Raw genomic sequence first — 21,937 nt, forward strand, 5'->3', positions numbered from 1 at the left:
TCCCAGAACACTCGCCGCAACGACCGCGGCAGACTCTGCTGAGGCATACAACAGCTCGATTCTCATCGGTGTTGCATCCACCCCTTGAACCCAAGCGAGAGCCGAACAGCACTGGTTCCCCCTCGATTCAGCCAATTGACCAGGCGCGCGGCATAGCGGCGGATCACGCGGCGCCGATGGCACGCGCGCTGCGGCAACATCACGCAGCGCAGGTCGCGCCTGGTGGTGGGGCGGGCGCGGTGTCGACGCCGGCCAGCACATCGGTGACGTATTCGCGAGCGACCCCAGCCAACGGCTCAAGATCCGTGAGCACGCGCTCCACCACGCAGGCCCCTTGGAACCAGACCGGACCGATCCAGTGTGTACCGGGCAACACAGCCCCGTCCGGACCACGCCCGGTCACCACCGTGTACATCGAGTACGACTGCCCCGCCGCCGCGAGCGCCGCCTTCAGGTCGAGCGAATGCTGGTACGGGACAATCGGATCCGCGGTGCCGTGCACCAGGAACACGCGTTGCGCGGTCATCTTCGACGCGAGCGCCGCCGTGGACCGGTCGGCATACGCCTGCGGACAGACCGCGGGTGCGCAGTCTCCGGCGTCCCGCTCGATCTGCGATACCTGCGGCAGCCCCAGCGTGTTGCCGAGATTCCAGTAGTCGACGGTGTTCGACGGTCCCGCGGTATCGACCCAATAGTCGAACAGCCCGGCAGGTCCGTACGCCAATGCCAGCCCGCTCGTCATGCCGCCTTGGCTCCACCCCCACAGCACCGTCTTGCCGACCGACGGATGCTCGTTCTTGTACCACTGCGCCGTGGCCACCACGTCGTGCCAACCGGCCCAGGGATTCCACTCCCCCGTTTTCCACACACTGTCCCCGCCGCGCTGATCGAGTGTCAGCAGCGCCGCGCCGGTTCGCCGCGCGATCGAGGACATGACGTCCGGGTAGTCGCTGGACTTCTCGTTGAAGCCGTGCACCGCGATGATCAACCGCTGCGGCGCGAGATCACCGGGCGCGCACTGAAACGGCTCATAAGCCCACCCGTTCGACTGCTCCCCGTCGACGGCGACGGCGATCGGCCGCATCGCCACGTCCCCCGCGCAGTCGGGCTCGGCCGCCGCCGACGGCGCACCGAGCCACGACATCGCGAGCATTGTCACGATCGTCAGCAGCGAGGCGAGCAGGCGATACCCGCCGACGCGATTGCACTGTGTATCAACGGGAAAGCGGCCGAGACGAGACAACACATCTTTTGATCGCCACCCGAGATCGTTCCGCTACATATCCAAGCCCAGATCCAGCACCCGCACCGAATGAGTGAGCGCGCCGACGGAGAGATAGTCGACGCCGGTCCCCGCGTATTCGGCGGCCACCTCGAGGCCGAGCCCACCCGAGGATTCCAGCTTCGTATCGGGCGCCACCGCGTTGCGGCGTTGCACGGCGGCCTGGGTCTGCCACAGCGGAAAGTTGTCGAGCAGCACGAGTTCCACGTTTTCGGCGAGGACCGCATCGAGCTGTTCGAGGCTGTCGACCTCCACCTCGCAGGCGATGTCGGGAGCCAGCGCGCGCACGGCACGCAGGGCCTCGACCACAGAGCCCGCCGCGACGACGTGGTTGTCCTTGATCAGTGCGGCATCGCCGAGACCCATCCGGTGATTCACCCCGCCGCCGACCCGGACCGCGTACTTCTGCAGCGAGCGCAGACCGGGCAGGGTCTTGCGGCTGTCCCGGATCTTGCAGTTCGTTCCCGCGACCGCATCGACCCAGGCGGCGGTGGCGGTGGCGATACCGGAGAGGTGGCAGACCAGGTTGAGCATGGTGCGTTCGGCGGTGAGCAGGCCGCGGGTCGGCGCGACCACGGTGAGCACGGATTGCCCGGGGGTGACCCGGGTTCCGTCGGCGACGCGGCCGGTGACCTCGTAGTTCCCCGCGCCGATCACCTCGTCGAGCACCAGCAGTCCGACATCGAGCCCGGCCACCGTCCCCGGCTGCCGCGGCACCACGGACGCCTTGACCACCGCGTCGGCGGGCACCGTCGCCGCGGTCGTGATGTCCGGGCCGTAACGCAAGTCCTCGTCGAGCGCGGTCCGGATGAGGGCGACTACCCCATCCTTGTCCAATCCGCTATCCAGAGCCATCAACCACTCCTCTATCTACTCGTACGTACCGGGATCGAGTGGCACACCTTGGCCTGTTTGCCACTCGCCGACACCGGTCGGGTTATTGGTCGAGCCGAGGGCGACCGTCCGCGTCCAGCACTACCGGCATGCTGTGGCGGAAGCGGTCGTCGGGCTCGGGGTGATCGGATCGGGTGTGGCAGCCGCGACTTTCGGTGCGGGCGGAGGCGGCGAGCAGCAAGGCGCGCGCCGTCAGGGTGAGCGCGGCGTCCTCGATGCCCGCGATGCGCGTGGCGATCTCGTCCGATGCCGGACGCCCGGCCCGCGTTCCGCCCGACACGTCGCCGATGGAGGGTTCGACCAGTTCGTCCGAAGCCGCTTCGCGCACTGTCTCGCGTTGCGTCACCGCGTCTTTCATGCGCTTGATCGCCTCGTCCAACCCGGCGCGGTCCCGTACGACCGAGGCATGGTCGGTCATCAGCTGCTGCAACACAGCGCGATCCGCGCGTTCGGTGACCCGCGTAGGTACGTCGGTCACTCGAACTCGCTCGCCGAGACGTTCGGCGGCCGCCACACCGACTCGCTCGCCGACGACGAGACCTTCGAGCAAGCTGTTGGACGCCAACCGATTAGCGCCGTGCAGGCCGGTTCGCGCAACCTCGCCCGCGGCGTAGAGACCGGGCACCGCTGTGCGCCCGTGCGGGTCGGTCACCACGCCACCGCACTGATAATGCGCCGCCGGAGCGACCGGGATCAGGTCGGTACCCGGATCTATGCCCGCGGCACGACAGGAGGCGGTGATCGTCGGGAACCGTTGCCGGAAGCCGTCGATGGCCCGCGCGTCGAGGTAGACGTGGTCCGTACCGAGCGCACGCATCCGAGCCGCTATGGCCCGTGACACCACATCACGGGGCGCCAGATCGCCACGCGGGTGGACCCCGGCGGTCACCGAATCTCCTTCGGAATCCACCAGAATGCCGCCCTCGCCGCGTACCGCCTCGCTGATCAGCGGGCGCCGTCCGAGCCCACCCGGTGTGTACAACACGGTCGGATGGAACTGCAGGAACTCCAGATCGGCCACCGCGGCGCCGGCCCACAGCGCGAGCGCGACGCCGTCGGCGGTCGCACCGGGCGGGTTGGTGCTGAGCGCGTACAGCTGGCCGAGACCGCCGGTCGCCAACAACACCGCCGGTGCGTGGATTACGCCGAATCCTTTGTCCGACACCGCGAGAACACCCTGCACACCGGTAGCGCCGGTGAGTATCTCGCAGGCCGCCGCGCCGAACAGCACCGGCAACCCGGCCGCGTTCAACGCCCGCTGCACCTCCGCACCGGTGGCGTCACCGCCCGCGTGGATGATGCGCCGGGTGCTGTGCCCGCCTTCGCGGGTCCGCGAAATCTGCCCGTCCCGGCCGAGATCGAACACCGCGCCGAGGTCGGTCAGCGCCGCGACCGCGGCCTGCCCGCCCTCGACGATGGATCGCACGGTGTCGATATCGCATAGCCCGGCACCGGCCTCGACGGTGTCGTGCACGTGTGATTCCACCGAATCACCTTCCGGCGCAACAACAGCGATCCCGCCCTGGGCGTACTGCGTCGACGTATCGGTGGCGCCGCCTTTACTCAGCGTGAGCACTCGCAGCCCGCGCAGCGACGCGGTCCGCGCGGCGGTCAGCCCGGCGACGCCGCCGCCGATGACGACTAGATCGGCGTCGGTTTCCCAGCCGATCGACACCGAGGTCATGCCTCGATGCCGTTCCGCGCGTGGCGCGGCCGCCGGGCCGCGTAGGCCCGACTGCTTGCTCCGGCGCTGCCGCCGGTAACCGGATCGGCCGCGGCCTTCCGGTCGATCGACACTGGGGTCATGGCCCGTGCCTCTCTATCCGTGCCGAGGCGAGAACGGTTGCCCGGCGGGCGCCCCCGGCTTGCACCGGGCCGACCGCCGAGTCCGTCGCGCCGACTAGCTGTCCAACCACCACCGACGAAGGCGGAGGTCGGCGTCATTCACCACCGCCCGGCGTGCCGATCTCGATCATCCGCTGCACCGAATTACGTCCGCGCGCAGCGGTTTCCAGATCGACATGGACCTCGTCGCGGCCCTCGACCAGGCAGCGAAGCAGTGCCGCCGGGGTGATCATCTTCATGTATTTGCACGAGGCCCGGTCGTTCACGGCCTGGAAGTCGATGCCGGGGGCGGCCTTTCGCAGCTGATGCAGCATGCCGATCTCGGTGGCGACCAGCACCTGGGTCGCCTGGCCGCGCTGCTCGCGCACCTGCTTGGCCGCGTCGATCATGCCGCCGGTGGACAGAATGTGCACCCGCTCGGCCGGGAACGCGCCCTCGCCCGCCAGGTACAACGCCGAAGTGGCGCAACCGCATTCAGGATGCACGAACAGATCCGCGTCCGGGTGGGTGCGCGCCTGCTCGGTCAGCTCGTCGCCGTTGATGCCGGCGTGCACGTGGCACTCACCGGCCCAGATGTGCATGTTCTCCCGGCCGGTGACCCGCTTGACGTGCGCGCCGAGGAACTGGTCCGGCAGGAAGAGCACCTCGCGGTCCGGGTCGATCGAGGCGACCACGTCGACCGCGTTGGACGAGGTGCAGCAGATGTCGGTGAGCGCCTTCACTTCCGCGGTGGTGTTCACGTACGACACCACTACCGCGTTCGGGAATTCGGCCTTCCAGGAACGCAAGTCGTCCGCGGTGATGGAATCCGCGAGCGAGCAGCCTGCCCGCTGATCGGGAATGAGGACGGTCTTGGCGGGGCTGAGGATCTTCGCGGTCTCGGCCATGAAGTGCACGCCACAGAACACGATCGTGTCCTCGGGCGCCTCGGCCGCGATCCGGGACAGTGCCAGCGAGTCGCCGACGTGGTCGGCCACGTCCTGAATCTCCGGCAACTGATAGTTGTGCGCGAGAATCGTCGCGTTTCGTTCGCGGGCCAGTCGCTTGATCTCCTGTGCCCACTCGGGGGTCGCTTCGACACCACTGAACCCCGACGGCCCGTCGAACACCTGCCCCATCAGCGGAGGCGCCAGTTTCGCACCCATCGTCGCCATGATGGCTCCCTTCGTCGTGCGAGTGGCTACTCCGCCGATTCGCACCAAACCAGGTTTTCGACTTATAATCGAAAACGTGGCCCATAGTAGCACTCTTCACGAATCGCTCACTGCGGTGTTCCAGGTTCGCCGCTTCCCCGCGAACATCGCCGCAGGTCCCAGCCCTGCCGACGCTGGAAACGAGGTAATCGGTCGGTGCCGACCTGGGCAGCGGACCGAATTGGCGGTGCTGCTCTGGGAACGCGCCCTCGACCCGCAAAAGGGCACCTGGTCCCTTCCCGGCGGCCGTTTGCGCGACGACGAGGACCTCGACACCTCGGCCCGCCGCCAACTCGCCGAGAAGGTCGATGTGCGCGAACTGGCCCATCTCGAGCAGTTGTCGGTCTTCAGCGCCCCCGACCGCGTCCCGGCCCCGCGCCGCATCGCCTCGGCCTACCTCGGCCTGGTCCCGCTGACAGCAGACCCGCGGCTACCCGACGACACCGCCTGGCACCCGCTCTCCGCGCTACCACCCATGTCCTTCGACCACGGCACCGTCGTCGACCACGCCCGCACCCGCCTGGCCGCCAAGCTCTCCTACACGAATATCGCGTTCGCGCTCGCCCCCGCCGATTTCACCATGTCCACGCTGCGCGAAATCTACTGTGCCGCACTTGGTTACGATGTGGACACGACGAACCTGCAACGAGTCCTCAGCCGCCGCAAGGTAATCACGCCCACCGGCAAGACCCGGGCCCCTGGCCGTGCGGGCGGCCGTCCCGCGGCCGTCTACCGCTACACCGACTCCGGCATCCGCGTCACCGACGAATTCGCCGCCCTGCGCCCACCGACCTGAGAAATCTTACGATTCGGCGATCGTCTTGCGATGCTTACTCCCCCGCCGATAGCGCCGCTTGTTCGCCACCGGTTGCGCGGCACTACTGCGCCGCAACGCATCTCGCCGTCGCCAGGCAATCAGATCGGCCCGCTCCCGCACCTGCGCATCGGGCAGATCCGCCGCCGACTTGTGCTCGTTCATCGCCGGACCTCCTTCCACAGGTCTACTGAGCCAACCGATGGACGGTACCCCCACACCCAGCCCCCGCTCCACCCAATTATTCCGGCTGACAGCCAGTTCAGGCGGTTTTCATCTGTGGCTGCGGTGGCGGGGTCGCGGTGTGCGTGAACAGCCGGTTGATTCCCCAGAAGACCAGCTCCACCAACCAGAACAGCACCAGGAAGACCTGCACGACGATCGCTGGAATCGCCAGGAACGCAATGGATGGCACGGCGATCAGCACCCAGGTGGCCACGTCGCCGGGGGTTGCGCCACTCAGGCCGCTGGCCAATCGCACTGCCGCCCACATCATCCAGCGGCGCGGCACCGCGACCCCCAGTTCACGCAGGCAGCGCCGGAAGATCCCGTCGGCGTCCGCGATGCTCACCGCGTGCGAGCTGCGCAGGAAGTCGTGCAGGATGGCGGCGCGGGTGTAGGCGCCGTAGCGGGGAACGAGCCACACCAGGGCCCGGGGCACCGAGGCGAAGTCCGTGCGGAACCCCGCGGGGATCACGAATTCCTCGGAACTCCCTTGATAGACGAGCGGTTCGACCACTCGCCAGAATTTGGCGTCGAGTTCCTCGACGATTGGCCCGCTACCGACGAACGCCACGACCCGTTCCTCTCTGAACGCACAGCGTGTCCCGCAATTCTAGGCTCTTTTGGTACGCATGTGCCGTCCCGCGGGCAACGGTTCGGACAACGCCTCAGCGGTGGGGACGAGTCTCCGGCAGCGAACCGGAACCGGCCTCGCCGGCCGGTTCGTAACTACCGTAAGGGAGCGGGCCCGTGCCTGCCGGGTACGACGCGACGCCGTAAGGTCCGAACGTGCCTGCCGCATCGAACGATCCGGTCTCGACGGCGGTACCCGCGCCCAGATCTTCCGACGAATTCAATGCCGCGAAGAACAGCACCAGCAGCGAGGCCAGCAGCGGCTGCACGACCAGCGCCAGCCAGGTACCGACCTCGGTCGGCAGCTCGACGATCTGCCCGATCGGCGGATCGTGCGGCCGCGGGTGATACCACTCGGCGACCTGCTCGCCGAGGCGCGCCATCACCACGGCGCCGATCAGCGAGCCGACCAGCAGCCCGATCAGCAACAGCGGCCCGCGCACCCCGCGCCACCGCCACGCGGCGACCGCGCTCAGCACCCCGGCCACCGCGCCGAAGCACACGAACATGGCCACCGCGTCGAACTGGTGCCCGCTCTCCCCGGTCAGCACCGCGCCCCGGCCCGGCTCGACCACGAACAGCTGCTCGGTCGGCGCGAGCAGACCCCAGCCCGCACCGGCCAGCGCGCTCACCACGATCACGGCGACCGCGATCACCACGGCGGCGCGCACCTCGCGCCGCATCCCGCTCCGCGACGCCTGCACTAGCGCAGTTCCAGACTGGCCGCGTCGATCAGGCCGTGCCGGGAACACTTGGCCCACCAGCCGTCGGGGCTCACCTGCACGATCATCCGGCGACCGCAGTGCTCGCAGAAGCGCGGCGGCTCCAGGCCGAGCGCGGCGGCCGCGGGCACGGCGTCATCGAGGCCGGGCACGATCCGTTTGCCGGTGAACGGGTTGTAGCGCTCGTCCATGCCCATGACATTACTCATGGGTCTCCCTAAAGGGTTTCGTTGAGCGCCTTGATCGGCATCTTCAATTCGCCGAGCAGATCGAGATCCGCCTCCGCGGGCCTGCCGAGGGTGGTCAGGTAGTTGCCGACGATCACGGCGTTGATCCCGCCGAGGATGCCCTGCTTGGCGCCGAGGTCGCCGAGGGTGATCTCACGACCGCCCGCGAAGCGAAGTATGGTGCGCGGCAAGGCAAGCCGGAACGCGGCGACCGCGCGCAACGCGTCGGCGGCGGGCAGCACCTCTAGGTCGCCGAACGGGGTGCCAGGGCGCGGGTTGAGGAAGTTCAGCGGCACCTCGTCGGGCTCGAGCTCGGCCAGGTTCGCCGCGAATTCCGCACGCTGCTCCAGGCTTTCGCCCATGCCGAGGATGCCGCCGCAGCAGACCTCCATGCCCGCCTCGCGCACCATCCGCAGCGTGTCCCAGCGCTCTTCCCAGGAGTGCGTGGTGACCACGTTCGGGAAGTGCGAGCGCGAGGTCTCCAGGTTGTGGTTGTAGCGGTGCACGCCCATGGCGGCGAGCTGGTCGACCTGGTCCTGGGTGAGCATGCCGAGCGAGCACGCGACCTGGATGTCGACCTCGTTGCGGATCGCCTCGACGCCCGCCGCGACCTGCGCCATCAGCCGCTCGTCCGGGCCGCGCACGGCGGCGACGATGCAGAACTCGGTGGCACCGGTCTTCGCGGTCTGCTTGGCGGCCTCGACCAGGCTCGGGATGTCGAGCCAGGCCGCGCGCACCGGCGACTGGAACAGGCCGGACTGCGAGCAGAAGTGGCAGTCCTCCGGGCAGCCGCCGGTCTTGAGGCTGATGATGCCCTCGACCTCGACCTCGGGGCCGCACCACTTCATCCGCACCTCGTGCGCCAGGGCCAGCAGTTCTTCGAGGTGGTCGTCGCCGAGGCGGAGCACCTCGAGGGTCTGCTCCTGGGTCAGGCCTTCGCCGCGGTCGAGGACTTGGTCGCGGGCTACGGCAAGGATCCCGGGGGTGGCGGACGGTGGGGTGGCTGAGTAGGTGTCGACGGAAGCCTGGGTCACTGCGCGAATCCCTTCGGTCGGCCGAGGTGGCCGGGCAACTTGAACGGTGTTCAGGCTAGGATAGACCCGACAGTGAGTCAAAACACTGCGGGCCGGGTACGCCACCCGCAACGGGGGCCGCACGGGGCGCCGACGGTAACCTGCGTAACCACGACGGCGGCCGCGAGCGCCACCATCGGACAGGGAAGGAATTCGGGTGCAACTGCACAGAGCGGACGTGGTCGACGGTGCCGTCGCGATCCTCGACCAGTACGGTCTCGCCGACCTGACCATGCGCAGACTGGCCGGCTCGCTCCAGGTGCAACCCGGCGCGCTGTACTGGCACTTCCCCAACAAACAGGCCCTGCTCGGCGCGGTCGCGGACAAGATCCTGCTGCCGATGGAAGACCCGATCGTCGCCACCGAATGGTCCGGCCAGGTCAGCGAATTGGCGCACCGGCTGCGCGACTGCCTGCTCGCCTACCGCGACGGCGCCGAATTGGTCTCGGCCACCTACGCGTCAAGGCTCACCACAAGCAAGGGCCGGGAACGCCTGGCCAGCGCGGCCATTCGCGCGGGCATGCCGCGCCCCGAAGCCGAACTCGCCTCGTTCACGCTGCTGTACTACGTCCTCGGCCAGACCGTCGACGAACAGTCCAGGATGCAGATGGATTCCGCAGGCGCGCTCCCCGACGACGAAACCCCGATCGACGAAACCCCGGACCCCACTGCCCGTTTCGACTTCGGCCTGCAACTGTTCATCGCAGGCGTCCGCCACCTCCTCGGCACCCGGGTCCGCTGACCTCGCCGCGCGTGTTCTAACTCGCCGCAGACGAGGCGCGCTCAGGCCGATGTGCGCCGCCCACTGCGGACGCATCGACGCGGAATAGCCTATGCCCCTGCGGGACAGTCGGTTTCGGTGCGCCTTACGGTGCCAGGGCCGGGTGGCGAGCGGACCGGCCCGCCGGACGCGGCAGGCCGAAGTGGTCACGCAGTGTGGTGCCGGTGTACTCGGTGCGGAACAGGCCGCGCTCCTGCAGGATCGGCACGACGGTCTCGGCGAACACTTCCAGTCCGCCCGGGTAGTACGGCGGCATCACGTTGAAACCGTCCGCCGCCCCGCTACGGAACCACTCCTCGATGGTGTCGGCTACTTGTTCGGGAGTGCCCGCGAACACCCGATGCCCGCGCGCACCGGCCAGCTTGTGCAGCAACCCGCGCACCGTCGGCCGCTCGCGCTGCACGATGCCCGCGACGACCTGCAGGCGACTGCGGGCATTGTCGGTGACGTCACCGGCGTCGTCGAACAGATCCACCGGAACCGTCTCGTCGAGCCGAAGGTGACGCAGGCTCTTGCCGACGATGTTCTCCAGTTGCGTCAGACCGTATTCCGGCACGGTGAGCTCGTTGAACTCGCGCTCCAGCCGCTTGGCCGCCGCCTCGGTATCGCCGATGAACGGGCTGATACCTGGCAGGATCTTCACGTGCTCCGGGTTGCGGCCGAAACCCTGTGCCTGCGCTTTGATGTCGGCGTAGAACGCCTGCGCGTCCTCGAGTCGCTGATGGGCGGTGAAGATCGCCTCGGCGTATCTGCCCGCGAACGAACGACCTTCGTTGGACGCACCCGCCTGCACGAGCACCGGATAGCCCTGCGGCGTGCGCGGCGCGTTGAACGGCCCACGCACCCTTAAGTGTTCACCGACGAAGTCGATCGGATGGATCTTGTTCGGGTCGGCGTACACCCCGCTCGCCTGGTCCAGCAGGATGGCGTCGTCCTCCCAGCTGTCCCACAGGGCGACCACGGCATCCACGAATTCCCGGGCCCGCGCGTATCTTTCGGCGTGATCGGGGTGCTTGTCGAGACCGAAGTTGGCGGCGGCCAGGTCGGTTCCGGTGGTGACGATGTTCCAGCCGGCCCGGCCGCGGGAGAGGTGATCCAGCGTGGAGAACAGCCGCGCCAGGTTGTAGGGCTCGTAGTAGGTGGTCGACGCGGTGGCGATCAGCCCGAGATGCGTTGTCGCCGTGGCGATGGCGGTGAGCAGGGTGATCGGTTCCAGGCCGGAGCCCGCGTTGTGCTTGACGTTGGTGCGCAGCGCGGGCCCGTCGGCGAAGAACACCGCGTCGAGTTTCGCGGCCTCGGCGGTGCGGCCGATCTCCTGGTAGTAGTCGACGTCGTAGATCCGGTCGGGCTGGCTGTCGGGGTGCCGCCAGGCAGCCTCGTGGTGACCGCCGGGGTAGATGAACGCGTTGAGGCTGAGCTGACGCGGAGTACTCATGAGGCTTGCTTCTCTTCTACGTGGTGGCTCGGCAAGTGATCGGTGCCGACGCCGAGGCTGGCGAGCAAAAGTGACCGATGCCGGACGAAGGCCGGATCACTATGTGTGCGTGGATGTTCCAGGTCGATGCGCTGGTCGATGGCGATGCGGCCCTCGTCCAGCACGAGCACGCGATCCGCGAGCAGCACCGCCTCGTCGACGTCGTGGGTGACCAGCAGGACGGCGGGTCGATGCTTGGCGCACAGGTCTTGCAGCAGCGCGTGCATCTTGATCCGGGTGAGCGCGTCGAGCGCGCCGAACGGTTCGTCGGCCAGCAGCAACTCCGGCTCCCGCACCAGCGAACGAGCCAGCGCCACGCGTTGCTGTTCACCACCGGAAAGCTGCCTGGGCCAGGCCTTTTCCCGACCCGCAAGGCCGACCTCGGCGAGCGCGGCGCGACCGCGTTCGGCGGCACCGGGCCCGCTCAGGCCGAGGGTCACGTTGTTGAGCACGCGAATCCAGGGCAGCAGCCGCGAATCCTGGAACACCACCGCACGTTCGGTGGGAACGGTCAGTTCGCCCGAGCCAGGGACGTCGTAGTCCAGTTCCGCGAGCGCCCGCAGCAGCGTGCTCTTGCCCGAGCCGCTACGCCCGAGCAGGGCAACGAATTCCCCGCGCGCGATATCGAGGTCTATGTCGCGCAACACGACCCGTTCGCCGAATCCGCGCCGCAATTCCCGCGTGCGGACGACGCTCAGTCCGCCAATGTCTGTCGCCATGACAGCGCCTTCCTTTCCACCGCGCGGACGGCGAGATCGCCGAAAAGCCCGAGCAGGCCGTAGATCACGAGCCCGACCACGATCACGTCGATCTGCCCGTAGGTGCGGGCCTGGGTCATCAGATAACCGATGCCACTGGTGGCGTTCACCTGCTCGACCACCACCAGCGCCAGCCAGGCGATGGTGACCGCGAGCCGCAGTCCGGTGAAGAAGCCGGGCAGCGCTCCTGGCAGCGCGATCCGGCGAATGAAACCCCAGCGCGAAAGACCAACCGTCTGTGCGAGTTCCACATACCTGGAATCGACACTGCGCAGGTAGGCGTGCGTGTTCAGATAGATCGGAATCGCCACGCTGGTCGTGATCACGACCAGCTTCATCTCCTCGCCGATGCCGAACCACACGATGAACAGCGGGATCAACGCGAGCGTCGGAATCGCGCGCTTGATCTGAATCGGCCCGTCCACCAACGCTTCACCGATCCGGCTCAGGCCCGCAACCAGCGCGAGCACCAGCCCGATCAGGACACCGATGGTCAGTCCGATACCGGCGCGCTGCACCGAGGTGAGCAGATTGGATTGCAGCCTGCCGTCCGAGATCAGGTCACCGGCGGTCGCGGCGACCGTCCACGGCGCGGGCAGCGTCTCCGAATCCAGTGTGCCGGAGGCGGATCCGAGCGCCCAGGCGAGGATCAGCAGCGTCGGCCCGATGGCGGCACCGAACGGAATCGGTCGCCCCGGTCCGAGCCGTGGCCGGGCGGGCTTGCGCTTGGCCAGCACCCGCGCCGGTGCGTGATCGCGGCCGAGCCGGCGCCATACTCCGGCGTCCAGCGTGGCCATCAGCGTTCCTTCGGTGCGAACGCGGCGCCGCTCGCGGTGACCGCCTCGGTGACCGCGGCGTCGAAACGCAGGTCGAAGCCGTTGGCCGCCTGTACCTTCTTCGGCAGCTCACCCGCCTTGGCGATGGCGTCGATGGTGGCCTGCTGCCGATCGATGAGCTGCTGATCCAGGTGCGGGAAAATGAAGGTGCCAAGCGAATCCACGATGCGCTTGGCGTCCTCGGGACTGACCTTTTGGTTCTCCACGTAATACTTGCGCGCCCACTCCTCCTGATGGGTGTTGGACCATTGGAAGGCGCGCACGAAGGCACCGACGAGGGCACGCGTCGCGGCGGCCTTGGCGGGATCCTGCACCACCGCTCGGCGCGCGTACAGGTAGCCGAGGCCACCGTAGATTCCGGCGGCCTGGGCATCCGGAATCAGCGAGGCGCCCGGAGTCCGCAGCAACCGAGTGACATTCGGCTCGACCAGCGGCGCGACGTCGACCTGCCCGGTGCGCACGGCGTCGAGGAACTCCGCGAGCTGCAACCGGATCAGTTGGACATCACCGGGTTTCAGCCCGGCACCGGCCAACGCACGTAGCACCGCCGCCTGCTGTGCGGTGCCCTCGGCGTAGGCGATCTTCTTGCCCTTCAGATCGGCGAGCGTGGCCACCGACTTCCCCGGCGCCACCGCGAGTTTCAGTGCGGTGGGGCTGGTCTGGTAAGCGGCCACGATCGGCACATCCTGCCCGGCGATCAGCGCGTGGATCGGCGGCACGTCGCCCACCGGCGCGACGTCGGCGGCTTCCGCGCGGAAGGCTTCGAGAATGGCCGGGCCGCCGGTGAAGTTGGCGAACTCGACCTTGAACGGCAGCTTGTCCAGCTCGCCGGACACCCGGAGCACCTGCTGCAGCCGCTCGGACTGGTCGGCGACAACCAACTTGGTTCCAGCTGGAACTTCAACGGGCAGTGGCGTGTCCGCGGCGACGGGACCGACCGGCTTGTCGTTGTTCGTGCAGCCGGTGAGTCCGAGGGTCGCAACGGTTGCCACGGCGAGCAATGCGGCGGTGGTGCGGCCATGGCGGCCGAACAAAAACGTGCGTGGTCGGTACATACACGGATTCAAACAAGACAAAAACGGCCCGAACACCGTTTGTTTCAGGCTGGTTCGAACTGGTCTACCGGGTGCTTACCTCGGCGCCGCCGCGAGCGGCGCACCCCGGACCTGCGCCTGGAAGCGCTGGATGAACGGCACTATCTGCTGTTCGATGAACGTGTTGTATTCGCGCGGGCGCTGCATCGGGTTGGCGTGCCCGGTGTTTCGCGCGAGCACCACCGACAGCGTGCCATCCACGCCACCGGACTGCTCGATCAGCACCCGATGCGAGTACTCGACGTCGACCACCCGGTCCGCGTCCGGATCGCGCGGGCGGATGAAAACGATGGCGGGACGCGGCTTTCCGTTGGCGGGCGCGGCCAGTGCCCGCAGATCGTTCGTCGCACCACCGGCCACGATCGCGGTGAACTGCGTCTCGATCAGCCCGTTGCTCGCCGCGTTGCGCGAGAATATCTTCTCCCGCAGCACTTCCTGGAGCACCTCACCGAGCTCAGCGAAGCGGATGCCGGGCGGCACGCCACCGCCGCCGTGCCAGACGAAACGGTCGCGGCGCGCATAGGTTTCCACCGCAAGCCGCAACAGCCTGCTCTCGCGCGCACCGGGCAGCCAGCGCATCCAGCGCACCATGTCCTCACCCGCGCCGCGGCTCTCCGGGCGGACCGCGTTCAGGTCCACCGGGGTGCAGTCCAGGATCACCCCGACCAGGCGGCGATCGCTGTCGAGGTGCACGTGTTTGGCGACCTCCAGCGCGATCACGCCGCCCATGGAGTGCCCGACCAGCACGATGTTCTTCAGTCCGGACAGCTCGGCGGCGCGCACGATCAGGTCGGCGATCACCTTGGTGTCGATACCTTCGTTGTCGTAGCGGATGGCCCACACCACGCCCATGCCGCGCAGCGAGGGCAAGGCGGCGGCGGTCGCGCTGGCGTCCAGGCCGCCGAGGCCGACCATATCCACCACCACGGTGTCCCAGTTCTTGGGATCGGTGGGCGGGGCGACGGGCAGGATCGCGGGGTCGGTGCGGGCCAGGCGCGCTTGTTCGGGTTTTACGTCGAAGGTCAGGTACTGGGCGAAGACGACCAGTACGGCGGCGAGCAATACAACCACCCGCAGGACTGCCGATCTGGTCCGGCGCAACGTCTTCCACTCGTGCCACAGGTTGGTGTCCCGCAGCCGGGCTTTGCGTCGCGCGTCGTCCCAGTCCGAGACAGTGGACGGGTGCCGGTCATCGAACGGCGACATCTATCCCACCGTACGTAAGGGTATCGACGGCTGCCATTCCACTCGCGACCCGGCGGCGGGTGTTAACCCGACCGACCGGTAGAGTTCTGCCGTCATCCCTGGCGGGTGCGAGAATCCGGTGCAATCCCGGAACGGTCGCGCCACTGTGATCGCCCTCACGGCGAGAGTCAGACCTCCCCTGCCGGACAACTCTGGAGAGGCCGCGACTTGCCTGTGGAGCTCAACCGATGAGCCGTGTCCGCGCGGCGCTCATCTTCCCTGTCCTCGGGGCGCTGCTGATCTGCGCGATGATTCTCGCGACCGGTTTCGGCGCGGAAACCCTGCCGGTCTCTTCGGTGTTGGCGGTGCTGCGGCACCGGGTCACCGGGCAGACTCCGACCGACTTCGGCCTCGACACGATCGTGTGGCAGCTGCGGGTGCCGCGCACGGTGCTCGCCGCGATCGTCGGCGCGGGGCTTGCGCTGGCCGGGGCCGCCATGCAGACCCTGGTGCGCAATCCGCTCGCCGATCCTTACCTGCTCGGTGTCTCCTCGGGCGCCGGTGTCGGTGCGGCGGCGGTCATCACCTCCGGGCTGTTCGCCGGTGCCGGGGTGTGGGCGTTGTCCGGCGGGGCGCTGGCCGGCGCGTTCGTCGCGGCGGGGCTGGTGTTCCTGATCGCGGTCGCGCAGGGCGGGCTGACGCCGCTGCGGCTGGTGCTCACCGGCACCGTGCTCGGCTCCGCGTTCGCCGCGTTGAGCAGCTATCTCATCTTTCGCCGTCCCGACCCGGCGGCCGCCCAGTCGGTGTTGTTCTGGCTGCTCGGCAGTCTCGCGGGAGCTGACTGGACGCGAATCGCGTTGCCGCTGAGCGTGGTCGCGCTCGCGGGCAGCGCCCTGTTCCTCGCGAGCGGCTGGCTCGACGCGCTGACCGTCGGTGCCGATACCGCCGCGTCACTCGGCGTCCCCATCAAGGAACTGCGCATCGGCCTGTTCCTGCTGCTCGCGGTGTTGGTCGGGGTGCTCGTCGCGGTGTCGGGCGGCATCGGCTTCGTCGGCCTGGTGGTGCCGCATGCCGCTCGCCTGCTGGTCGGCCCGCGCCACCGCAGCCTGCTGCCCGCCTGCGCCCTCTGCGGCGCACTGTTCCTCGTGGTCGCCGACGCGGCCACCCGAATCCTGGTCCGTCCCACCGAAATCCCGGTCGGCGTGCTGACCGGGCTGATCGGTGCCCCCGCGTTCCTGATTCTGATGGGACGACGACGCTATCGGTTCGGTGAATCATGAACGGCCGCAACCACCGTCAGCCGAACGCCCACCAACTCGAGCACGGCCGCGCCGCCGGAACTCTCGAGAACTCCGTGGGCGGGCCGCAGGTGGGCGGGAAGACCGAAATCCGCAGTAATGCGGGGACGTTGGAGGTGCGCGAGCTCGCGTGTGCCGCCGGGCGACGGACCGTGATCGCCGACGTGACCTTCGCGATCCAGGCCGGGGAGACGATCGGCATCGTCGGGCCGAACGGCACGGGTAAGACAACGCTGCTGCACACCCTCGCCGGCGTTCGTCGACCGGTGCGCGGGCAGGTGATCGTGAACGGCCAAGTGCTGCACGAACTGTCGTCGCGGCGCCGGGCACGAACCGTGGCGATGGTGGCCCAGGACGAGCGCCCGCCCGCCGACCTGCGGGTGGGCGAGGTGGTGGCGCTGGGACGCACGCCGTACCTGCCGCCGTGGGGTGCCGGTTCGCCGCAAGAACAGCGGGTTGTCCAGGAGGCACTGGCCACGGTCGACCTGGCCGGATTCGCCGACCGCCCGGTCCACCGGCTCTCCGGTGGCGAACGCCAGCGCGTACTGCTTGCCCGCGCACTCGTGCAGAACACCCCGGTCCTGCTCCTCGACGAGCCGACCAACCACCTGGACATCACCCACCGCCTCGAACTCCTCGCCCTGGCCCGCACCTTGAACCGCACCGTCGTCATGGCACTGCACGACCTCGCCCTCGCCGACCGCTACTGCGACCGAATCCTGCTGCTGCACAACGACACCGCCCATCCGCTCACCCCGCCCGCCACCGCGTTGGCCCCCGAGGTGGTCGACCGAGTCTTCGGCGTCCGCGCCCTCCGTGTCCCGCACCCCGAAACCGGCGACCCCCACCTCCTGATCACTCCCCGCGAGCCGGCCCCATGACCCCGGACGCCAGACATGGCAGACAACTGACCAGGACATCCGCGAACGGGACTGCACGGCGGACTTATCCGCGATTCGCCGCCACCATCTCCCGCTCGCACGCGTCCGGCGCGGGGTGCGTTCCGTTGGCGGATGACTAGTCGAACTGTTGGTTACCTCGAGAGGTGAATTTATGAAGCACACTGTCCGAGTGTTGGTCGCGGTCGCGCTGGCGGCTGCGGTGGCCGGGTGTAGCGCGCAGGAAACGACCGCGGGGGATCTCACGATCCGCAATTGTGATGTGGACGTGCGGTTTCCGGCGCCCGCGAAGCGGTTGTTCGTCAACGATGGGAACCTGATCTCGATGGCGCTTGCGCTCGGGGCGCAGGACCAGGTGACGGCCGTGTCGAGCGTGCAGCGGGATGCGGACACGTTGCGCAGACACTATGGGCCGGTGGTGGATCAGTTGAAGTCCGTTGCGCCGGAATACCCTTCGCGGGAAACCGTGTTGGCCCAGGGACCTGATGTGATGGTCGCGGGGTGGAACTACGGGTACGACGAGGCCAAGAATCTCACCCCGGAGTCGTTGAGCAAGGCCGGAATCGCGGCCTACACGCTCACCGAAAGCTGCCGTCAGCACAATGGCGAGCGCCAACGCGGCATCGTCGAGCCGTGGACCGCGCTGCGCGACGACCTCACCAATCTCGGCGCCATCACCGGACGCACCGACCGCGCCGCCGCGGTCACCGCCGACCTGGACCAGCGGCTCGCGGCGTTGCGCAGCGCACCGCAGGCCGAGCGCAAGCCGACCATCTTCCTGTTCGACAGCGCCACCGACTCGCTGATGTCCAGCGGCAGTTTCGGTGCGCCGCAAGCGATCCTGGACGCCGCGGGCGGCCGCAACGCGCTCAGTGACGTGCCCGACACCTGGGCAAGGGTGTCTTGGGAGCGCCTGGCCGCCGCCGACCCCGACGCCATCATGTTCGTCGACTACCCGCCGCAAACCTTCGCCCAGAAGGTCGAGGCGCTGCGCGCCAAGCCCGGCATCAACCAGCTCCCCGCCGTCACCGAGGGCCGCTTCCTCAACCTCCCCTACGCCATGTGGACCAGCGGGCCGCTCAACATCGACGCCGCCGAACAGATCCGCAAGCAGCTCGAACGCTGGAACCTCGTCCCCGTGTCCCCCATCCAGCCCCGCGCCGACGACACCATCCGCTGACGCGCCACACCATTGCGCCCGCCGCGCAGGGGCTCGCTGATGCGCACGTCTTCGCCATTAATTCGTGCGCGCGCCGAGAGACTGTGCGCGGCGAGCTACCGCTAGCCGACGGTGCCCGTTTCGGCGAGGGTGGCGAGCTTGGTGAGGGACATGCGGTAGCCGAGTTCGTTGTCTTCCGGAGCGACGCCGGCGGGCAGACCGTCGTGCACCGCGTCGATCACGGTGCCGTCCTCGATGTCGGTGAGGGTGTAAGTGATGGTCTGCTCGCCCCGCATGGCCGGATCGCCGGTCTCGAACTCGACGATCTGGACCACCTGCTCGTCCGGCACCAGTCGCGCGAAATGGCCGTGGAAGGTATCGGTCTGCGCGGTGGTCTTGCCGGTGCCGGTCGGCTCGTCGTAGGTGAGTGAGATCCGGTAGAACCCGCCTTCGCGCGCGTCGAACTCGTGCACCACGCTGGTCATCCCGGTCGGCACCATCCATTGGCGCACCGCGTCGGCGTCCAGCAGCAGCCGGTAAACGGCGGCCCGCGGCGCCCGCACCTGCCATCGAATCCTGGTCGTGGTCACCGGGCAACGATAGATCGCCCGGCGCACACGGTCAGCCGAAAGGGGACCAGGCGGGGGTGAACCAGTCGGGCGCCGCGGCGGTGAAGCGGTCGCGATCCCAGGAACCGGTGCCTTCGGGGATGGCGCCGACGAGGTCGACGCCGGTGACGCGAGGGAGGTCGACGCGGTTACATTCGGCGGCCAGGTCGGGGGTGGCGGGCCATGAGCCGATGACAAGGCCCGCGCATCGGACGCCCGCCGATTGCAGTGTGCGAGTGGTCAGTTCGGTGTGGTTGAGGGTGCCGAGACCGGCCGCGGTCACCAGAAGGACGGGGGCGTCGAGCTTTTGGGCGAGGTCGAGCAGGGTGAAATCACCGAGCCGGACCAGGAGTCCACCCGCACCCTCCACCAGGGTGAGATCGGCGTCGCTGAGCGTGTCTATCCCAGCGACGGTTTCGGCCAACGTCAACTCGGGCAGTCCCGCGCGACGGGCGGCGGTATCGGGTGCCAGCGGGTCCGGGTAGCGCGCGAGTTCGAGGGTTCTGGCGACGCCAGTCAGGCGCTCGACCTCGGCGAGGTCACCGGGTTCGCCTGGGGCAATACCGGTTTGGCCCGGTTTGCAGACGGCCACGGACCTGCCTTCGGCCAAAGCTATCGCGGCGACAGCCGCGGTGACCACGGTCTTGCCGACCTCCGTGGAGGTTCCGGTGATCAACACAACGCTCATGCGGCCACCGCCAACACGAAGGCCGCGGCGATCAGCGACAGGCATACGGAACCGATCAGCGCAATGCTGCCTGCTACCTTCCGCGACGGCTGCACGCGAGCGATGGCACGACTCTCGCTACTCACGCGCGCACCACGTCCAGCCCACGCGCCTGGACCAGCACTTCGCCGAGAACCGTTGCGATGGTGTCGAGTTCGGCCGGGGTGAGGTCGGCGCGGGCGGTCAGTCGCAGCCGCGAAGTCCCCTCCGGCACCGACGGCGGGCGGAAACAACCGACGTCGAGACCGCGCGCCCGGCACGCCTGCGCCGCGTCGAAGGCGACCTGCGCCTTGCCGAGCACGACCGACACCACCGCCGAATCCGGCGTCGGCACATCGGCAATCCGCGCGATGTCGGCAGCGCGCTCGAGCACCCGGCCCGCCAGCCCGGGTTCACGGCGCAGCACCCGCAGTGCCGCACGCGCCGCACCGACGGCGGCGGGTGCGAGGCCGGTGTCGAAGATGAAGGTGCGCGCGGCATCGATCAGGTGCGCCCGCACCCGCTCACTGGCCAGCACCACACCACCTTGTGCGGCAAGAGATTTCGACAATGTCGCGGTGATCACCAGATCTGGTGCCCCGGCCAAGCCGAGCTCGTGCGCCAGCCCACGCCCGCCGTCGCCACGTACCCCGAGCCCGTGCGCCTCGTCCACGACCAGCACCGCGCCGCGCGCCCTGGCGACCCGGTGCAGCTCGACAAGCGGCGCAAGATCACCGTCGGCGCTGAACACCGAGTCGGTGAGCACCAGCGCCCGCTCCTCGGTTCGCGCGGCAAGCAGCCGATCGACCGCGTCGGCATCACCGTGCGCCGCGACCTCCACCCGAGCCCGAGACAGCCTGCACGCGTCGACAAGTGACGCGTGACTACCCGCATCGGAGACCACCAACGCGCCCCGCCCCGCCAGCGCCGTCACCGCACCGAGGTTGGCGGCGTAACCGGAGGCGAAGACGAGACCTGCTTCGGCACCGACGAATTCGGCGAGCTCGGTCTCCAACCGCTCATGATCGGTGGTCGTTCCGGTGACCAGCCGCGACCCGGTCGACCCGGCACCCCAGCGCCGCACCGCCTCGATCGCCCCGTCGATCACCTCGGGATGGCGGACCAGCCCGAGATAGTCGTTGGAGGCGAGGTCGATCGACGGCGACCGCGCCGCACGGGGACGTAGTTCGCGGCGCAGCCCCGCGGCCACCCGCGCGGACGCGCGCTCGTCCAACCAACTCAACGGATCGGTAGTCACAGCTCCGCAGCATACTTGAACGCCGTTCAAGGTGTATAGCCCCGAGCCATCACCTCAGCCCATGAACCAGTTCGGCGTATCGAATCGGAACACCTCGCCCGGCGTCACGGTACGCAGATCCTGTTCGAGCTGAGCCAGCCGGTCCGCGCCCAGCTGACCCGCCCACCGATCATGAATCCGGTCGAAGATCTGCGCGGACCGGTTCAGCACGTCGACAGCACGGTCGGTCAACGTGTAAACCTTGCGCCGCGCATCGGTCGGATCATGACCTCGCCGCAGATAATCCAGGCGCTCGAGCGCCTCGATGTGCTTGCCCGCGGCCTGTTTCGAGATCCCGAGGGCACGGCCGAGGTCGGCTGCGGTACACCCGTACCGCCCACCGACCCGGCCGACGGCCTGGAACACGAACCCGTGCATCGGCCGCAACTCGGCGTGCCCATGCTCGGCCAGCTCGGCGTGCACCTCGTCGAGGACGGCGCGAAACCCGAGCAGCATCCGCAACGGCAGCTCGTAGCCGCCGGAGTCACTTGACATATTGGACAACCTCGTTGACTATATGGACAACTTCATTGTCTATCTTACGGAGTGTCCGAGCATGACCGTCATCCAACACACCGAAACCCGTCGCACCGAGACCCCCGCCGGCGTCATGACCACCCTCGCCTCTCCCACTCAGGGCGGCAGTTCGCTCGCGCTCTGGCGGGTCGAGGTGCCCGCCGACAAGTCGGGCCCGGTCCACTTCATCGACACCGAACAGATCTGGACCATCGTCGCGGGCCGCGCGACCATCGACCTCGACGGCGTGAAACACACTGCCGCCGAAGGCGATACGGTGATCCTGCCCGCCGACGTGCTCCGCCAGGTGAGCGCGGGCGACGAAGGTTTCACCGCCATCGTCACCGCGCAGGCGAGCGCCAAGGCTGGCGTGCCGGGCAGCGACACCATGGTCGTGCCGCCCTGGATCGCTTGAGCCGGA

26 protein-coding genes and 1 riboswitch are annotated in these 21,937 nt (G+C 68.5%); of the genes, 6 read left to right on the forward strand and 20 right to left on the reverse strand.

Annotated elements, in window-relative coordinates:
* Positions 1-199: 199 nt before the first annotated feature.
* The 5 genes from ACIA8C_RS42160 to nadA form a co-directional block, all read right to left on the reverse strand.
* Positions 200-1,144, reverse strand: a complete 945-nt coding sequence (locus ACIA8C_RS42160) for an alpha/beta hydrolase family protein (protein WP_397144974.1) — start codon at positions 1,142-1,144, stop codon at positions 200-202.
* A 132-nt stretch (positions 1,145-1,276) separates the two neighbouring features.
* Positions 1,277-2,137 carry a carboxylating nicotinate-nucleotide diphosphorylase gene (gene nadC / locus ACIA8C_RS42165; RefSeq protein WP_397144976.1) on the reverse strand — a complete coding sequence of 287 codons (861 nt, stop codon included), beginning with the start codon at positions 2,135-2,137 and terminating at the stop codon, positions 1,277-1,279.
* A gap of 82 nt (positions 2,138-2,219) precedes the next feature.
* Positions 2,220-3,860: an L-aspartate oxidase gene (locus ACIA8C_RS42170; RefSeq protein ID WP_397144978.1), complete on the reverse strand. Its 1,641-nt coding sequence runs from the start codon at positions 3,858-3,860 to the stop codon at positions 2,220-2,222.
* Complete coding sequence (locus ACIA8C_RS42175; protein WP_397144980.1) at positions 3,857-3,982, reverse strand: hypothetical protein; 126 nt, start codon at positions 3,980-3,982, stop codon at positions 3,857-3,859. Before ACIA8C_RS42175 ends, ACIA8C_RS42170 begins: the two co-directional genes overlap by 4 nt.
* Before the next feature lie 134 nt (positions 3,983-4,116).
* On the reverse strand, positions 4,117-5,175 hold the full coding sequence (nadA, locus tag ACIA8C_RS42180) for a quinolinate synthase NadA (protein WP_396989896.1): 1,059 nt from the start codon (positions 5,173-5,175) through the stop codon (positions 4,117-4,119).
* 76 nt (positions 5,176-5,251) lie between these two features.
* On the opposite strand from nadA, the gene ACIA8C_RS42185 reads away from it, so the two are divergent.
* A complete protein-coding gene (locus tag ACIA8C_RS42185) occupies positions 5,252-6,010 on the forward strand; it encodes an NUDIX domain-containing protein (RefSeq protein WP_397144982.1) in 759 nt (252 codons plus the stop codon).
* A gap of 6 nt (positions 6,011-6,016) precedes the next feature.
* Here ACIA8C_RS42185 and ACIA8C_RS42190 read toward each other — a convergent pair whose 3' ends face one another.
* From ACIA8C_RS42190 to bioB, 5 genes are all read right to left on the reverse strand, one after another.
* A complete protein-coding gene (locus tag ACIA8C_RS42190; protein ID WP_397144984.1) occupies positions 6,017-6,193 on the reverse strand; it encodes a hypothetical protein in 177 nt (58 codons plus the stop codon).
* 97 nt (positions 6,194-6,290) lie between these two features.
* The gene (locus ACIA8C_RS42195) at positions 6,291-6,824 is read right to left on the reverse strand and encodes a DUF1353 domain-containing protein (protein WP_397144986.1); all 534 of its coding nucleotides are present in this window, start codon (positions 6,822-6,824) and stop codon (positions 6,291-6,293) included.
* A 94-nt stretch (positions 6,825-6,918) separates the two neighbouring features.
* Positions 6,919-7,566: a DUF2567 domain-containing protein gene (locus tag ACIA8C_RS42200; RefSeq protein WP_397144988.1), complete on the reverse strand. Its 648-nt coding sequence runs from the start codon at positions 7,564-7,566 to the stop codon at positions 6,919-6,921.
* A gap of 20 nt (positions 7,567-7,586) precedes the next feature.
* A complete protein-coding gene (locus tag ACIA8C_RS42205) occupies positions 7,587-7,814 on the reverse strand; it encodes a hypothetical protein (protein WP_397144990.1) in 228 nt (75 codons plus the stop codon).
* A gap of 8 nt (positions 7,815-7,822) precedes the next feature.
* Positions 7,823-8,866, reverse strand: a complete 1,044-nt coding sequence (gene bioB / locus ACIA8C_RS42210) for a biotin synthase BioB (RefSeq protein WP_397144992.1) — start codon at positions 8,864-8,866, stop codon at positions 7,823-7,825.
* 196 nt (positions 8,867-9,062) lie between these two features.
* Between bioB and ACIA8C_RS42215 the strand changes: the two genes are divergently transcribed.
* The gene (locus tag ACIA8C_RS42215; RefSeq protein ID WP_397144994.1) at positions 9,063-9,647 is read left to right on the forward strand and encodes a TetR/AcrR family transcriptional regulator C-terminal domain-containing protein; all 585 of its coding nucleotides are present in this window, start codon (positions 9,063-9,065) and stop codon (positions 9,645-9,647) included.
* Between the two features lie 124 nt (positions 9,648-9,771).
* On the opposite strand, the gene ACIA8C_RS42220 is transcribed toward ACIA8C_RS42215, so the two are convergent.
* The 5 genes from ACIA8C_RS42220 to ACIA8C_RS42240 all read right to left on the reverse strand — a co-directional run bounded on the left by ACIA8C_RS42220 (position 9,772) and on the right by ACIA8C_RS42240 (position 15,054).
* Complete coding sequence (locus ACIA8C_RS42220; RefSeq protein WP_397144996.1) at positions 9,772-11,121, reverse strand: LLM class flavin-dependent oxidoreductase; 1,350 nt, start codon at positions 11,119-11,121, stop codon at positions 9,772-9,774.
* Positions 11,118-11,879, reverse strand: coding sequence for an ABC transporter ATP-binding protein (locus tag ACIA8C_RS42225; RefSeq protein WP_397144998.1), 762 nt, complete (start codon positions 11,877-11,879; stop codon positions 11,118-11,120). Before ACIA8C_RS42225 ends, ACIA8C_RS42220 begins: the two co-directional genes overlap by 4 nt.
* The gene (locus tag ACIA8C_RS42230) at positions 11,855-12,715 is read right to left on the reverse strand and encodes an ABC transporter permease (RefSeq protein WP_397145000.1); all 861 of its coding nucleotides are present in this window, start codon (positions 12,713-12,715) and stop codon (positions 11,855-11,857) included. The genes ACIA8C_RS42225 and ACIA8C_RS42230 overlap by 25 nt, the downstream gene beginning before the upstream one ends.
* Positions 12,715-13,809, reverse strand: a complete 1,095-nt coding sequence (locus ACIA8C_RS42235) for an ABC transporter substrate-binding protein (protein WP_397145002.1) — start codon at positions 13,807-13,809, stop codon at positions 12,715-12,717. The genes ACIA8C_RS42230 and ACIA8C_RS42235 overlap by 1 nt, the downstream gene beginning before the upstream one ends.
* A 75-nt stretch (positions 13,810-13,884) precedes the next feature.
* Positions 13,885-15,054, reverse strand: coding sequence for an alpha/beta fold hydrolase (locus tag ACIA8C_RS42240; RefSeq protein ID WP_397145004.1), 1,170 nt, complete (start codon positions 15,052-15,054; stop codon positions 13,885-13,887).
* Positions 15,055-15,168: 114 nt separating this feature from the next.
* A riboswitch (cobalamin riboswitch) is annotated at positions 15,169-15,226 on the forward strand.
* Between the two features lie 55 nt (positions 15,227-15,281).
* Between ACIA8C_RS42240 and ACIA8C_RS42245 the strand changes: the two genes are divergently transcribed.
* The 3 genes from ACIA8C_RS42245 to ACIA8C_RS42255 all read left to right on the forward strand — a co-directional run bounded on the left by ACIA8C_RS42245 (position 15,282) and on the right by ACIA8C_RS42255 (position 18,410).
* Positions 15,282-16,313: a FecCD family ABC transporter permease gene (locus ACIA8C_RS42245; protein WP_397145006.1), complete on the forward strand. Its 1,032-nt coding sequence runs from the start codon at positions 15,282-15,284 to the stop codon at positions 16,311-16,313.
* Complete coding sequence (locus tag ACIA8C_RS42250) at positions 16,310-17,212, forward strand: ABC transporter ATP-binding protein (RefSeq protein ID WP_397145008.1); 903 nt, start codon at positions 16,310-16,312, stop codon at positions 17,210-17,212. Before ACIA8C_RS42245 ends, ACIA8C_RS42250 begins: the two co-directional genes overlap by 4 nt.
* Positions 17,213-17,384: 172 nt before the next feature.
* On the forward strand, positions 17,385-18,410 hold the full coding sequence (locus tag ACIA8C_RS42255; protein WP_397145010.1) for an ABC transporter substrate-binding protein: 1,026 nt from the start codon (positions 17,385-17,387) through the stop codon (positions 18,408-18,410).
* Between the two features lie 101 nt (positions 18,411-18,511).
* On the opposite strand, the gene ACIA8C_RS42260 is transcribed toward ACIA8C_RS42255, so the two are convergent.
* The 5 genes from ACIA8C_RS42260 to ACIA8C_RS42280 are packed head-to-tail and all read right to left on the reverse strand — an operon-like array spanning position 18,512 to position 21,495.
* Complete coding sequence (locus ACIA8C_RS42260) at positions 18,512-18,979, reverse strand: SRPBCC domain-containing protein (RefSeq protein WP_397145012.1); 468 nt, start codon at positions 18,977-18,979, stop codon at positions 18,512-18,514.
* A gap of 31 nt (positions 18,980-19,010) precedes the next feature.
* Complete coding sequence (gene bioD, locus ACIA8C_RS42265) at positions 19,011-19,685, reverse strand: dethiobiotin synthase (protein WP_397145014.1); 675 nt, start codon at positions 19,683-19,685, stop codon at positions 19,011-19,013.
* Positions 19,682-19,810 (reverse strand): hypothetical protein, encoded by a 129-nt coding sequence (locus ACIA8C_RS42270; RefSeq protein WP_397145016.1) that lies wholly within the window; start codon positions 19,808-19,810, stop codon positions 19,682-19,684. The genes bioD and ACIA8C_RS42270 overlap by 4 nt, the downstream gene beginning before the upstream one ends.
* Positions 19,807-20,961: an 8-amino-7-oxononanoate synthase gene (locus ACIA8C_RS42275; RefSeq protein ID WP_397145017.1), complete on the reverse strand. Its 1,155-nt coding sequence runs from the start codon at positions 20,959-20,961 to the stop codon at positions 19,807-19,809. Before ACIA8C_RS42275 ends, ACIA8C_RS42270 begins: the two co-directional genes overlap by 4 nt.
* Before the next feature lie 54 nt (positions 20,962-21,015).
* Entirely contained in the window at positions 21,016-21,495 is a 480-nt protein-coding gene (locus tag ACIA8C_RS42280) for a MarR family winged helix-turn-helix transcriptional regulator (RefSeq protein ID WP_397145019.1), read from the reverse strand.
* Positions 21,496-21,556: 61 nt separating this feature from the next.
* Here ACIA8C_RS42280 and ACIA8C_RS42285 point away from each other — a divergent pair, with 61 nt between their 5' ends.
* A complete protein-coding gene (locus ACIA8C_RS42285) occupies positions 21,557-21,931 on the forward strand; it encodes a cupin domain-containing protein (protein ID WP_397145021.1) in 375 nt (124 codons plus the stop codon).
* Positions 21,932-21,937 lie beyond the last annotated feature (6 nt).

It is taken from the genome of Nocardia sp. NPDC051321 (genome assembly GCF_044455225.1).
GTDB lineage: Bacteria > Actinomycetota > Actinomycetes > Mycobacteriales > Mycobacteriaceae > Nocardia.

What these genes read in the sequence shown, in the direction of transcription:
- ACIA8C_RS42230 (WP_397145000.1), bottom strand. Translation starts at nt 12,715, where the DNA reads ATGGCCACGCTGGACGCCGGAGTATGGCGCCGGCTCGGCCGCGATCAC.
- ACIA8C_RS42280 (WP_397145019.1), bottom strand. Translation starts at nt 21,495, where the DNA reads ATGTCAAGTGACTCCGGCGGCTACGAGCTGCCGTTGCGGATGCTGCTC.
- ACIA8C_RS42245 (WP_397145006.1), top strand. Translation starts at nt 15,282, where the DNA reads ATGAGCCGTGTCCGCGCGGCGCTCATCTTCCCTGTCCTCGGGGCGCTG.
- ACIA8C_RS42170 (WP_397144978.1), bottom strand. Translation starts at nt 3,860, where the DNA reads ATGACCTCGGTGTCGATCGGCTGGGAAACCGACGCCGATCTAGTCGTC.
- ACIA8C_RS42255 (WP_397145010.1), top strand. Translation starts at nt 17,385, where the DNA reads ATGAAGCACACTGTCCGAGTGTTGGTCGCGGTCGCGCTGGCGGCTGCG.
- ACIA8C_RS42160 (WP_397144974.1), bottom strand. Translation starts at nt 1,144, where the DNA reads ATGTCGTGGCTCGGTGCGCCGTCGGCGGCGGCCGAGCCCGACTGCGCG.
- ACIA8C_RS42190 (WP_397144984.1), bottom strand. Translation starts at nt 6,193, where the DNA reads ATGAACGAGCACAAGTCGGCGGCGGATCTGCCCGATGCGCAGGTGCGG.
- ACIA8C_RS42225 (WP_397144998.1), bottom strand. Translation starts at nt 11,879, where the DNA reads ATGGCGACAGACATTGGCGGACTGAGCGTCGTCCGCACGCGGGAATTG.
- ACIA8C_RS42220 (WP_397144996.1), bottom strand. Translation starts at nt 11,121, where the DNA reads ATGAGTACTCCGCGTCAGCTCAGCCTCAACGCGTTCATCTACCCCGGC.
- ACIA8C_RS42235 (WP_397145002.1), bottom strand. Translation starts at nt 13,809, where the DNA reads ATGTACCGACCACGCACGTTTTTGTTCGGCCGCCATGGCCGCACCACC.
- nadC (WP_397144976.1), bottom strand. Translation starts at nt 2,137, where the DNA reads ATGGCTCTGGATAGCGGATTGGACAAGGATGGGGTAGTCGCCCTCATC.
- ACIA8C_RS42205 (WP_397144990.1), bottom strand. Translation starts at nt 7,814, where the DNA reads ATGAGTAATGTCATGGGCATGGACGAGCGCTACAACCCGTTCACCGGC.
- ACIA8C_RS42200 (WP_397144988.1), bottom strand. Translation starts at nt 7,566, where the DNA reads ATGCGGCGCGAGGTGCGCGCCGCCGTGGTGATCGCGGTCGCCGTGATC.
- ACIA8C_RS42240 (WP_397145004.1), bottom strand. Translation starts at nt 15,054, where the DNA reads ATGTCGCCGTTCGATGACCGGCACCCGTCCACTGTCTCGGACTGGGAC.
- ACIA8C_RS42175 (WP_397144980.1), bottom strand. Translation starts at nt 3,982, where the DNA reads ATGACCCCAGTGTCGATCGACCGGAAGGCCGCGGCCGATCCGGTTACC.
- bioD (WP_397145014.1), bottom strand. Translation starts at nt 19,685, where the DNA reads ATGAGCGTTGTGTTGATCACCGGAACCTCCACGGAGGTCGGCAAGACC.
- ACIA8C_RS42285 (WP_397145021.1), top strand. Translation starts at nt 21,557, where the DNA reads ATGACCGTCATCCAACACACCGAAACCCGTCGCACCGAGACCCCCGCC.
- nadA (WP_396989896.1), bottom strand. Translation starts at nt 5,175, where the DNA reads ATGGCGACGATGGGTGCGAAACTGGCGCCTCCGCTGATGGGGCAGGTG.
- ACIA8C_RS42250 (WP_397145008.1), top strand. Translation starts at nt 16,310, where the DNA reads ATGAACGGCCGCAACCACCGTCAGCCGAACGCCCACCAACTCGAGCAC.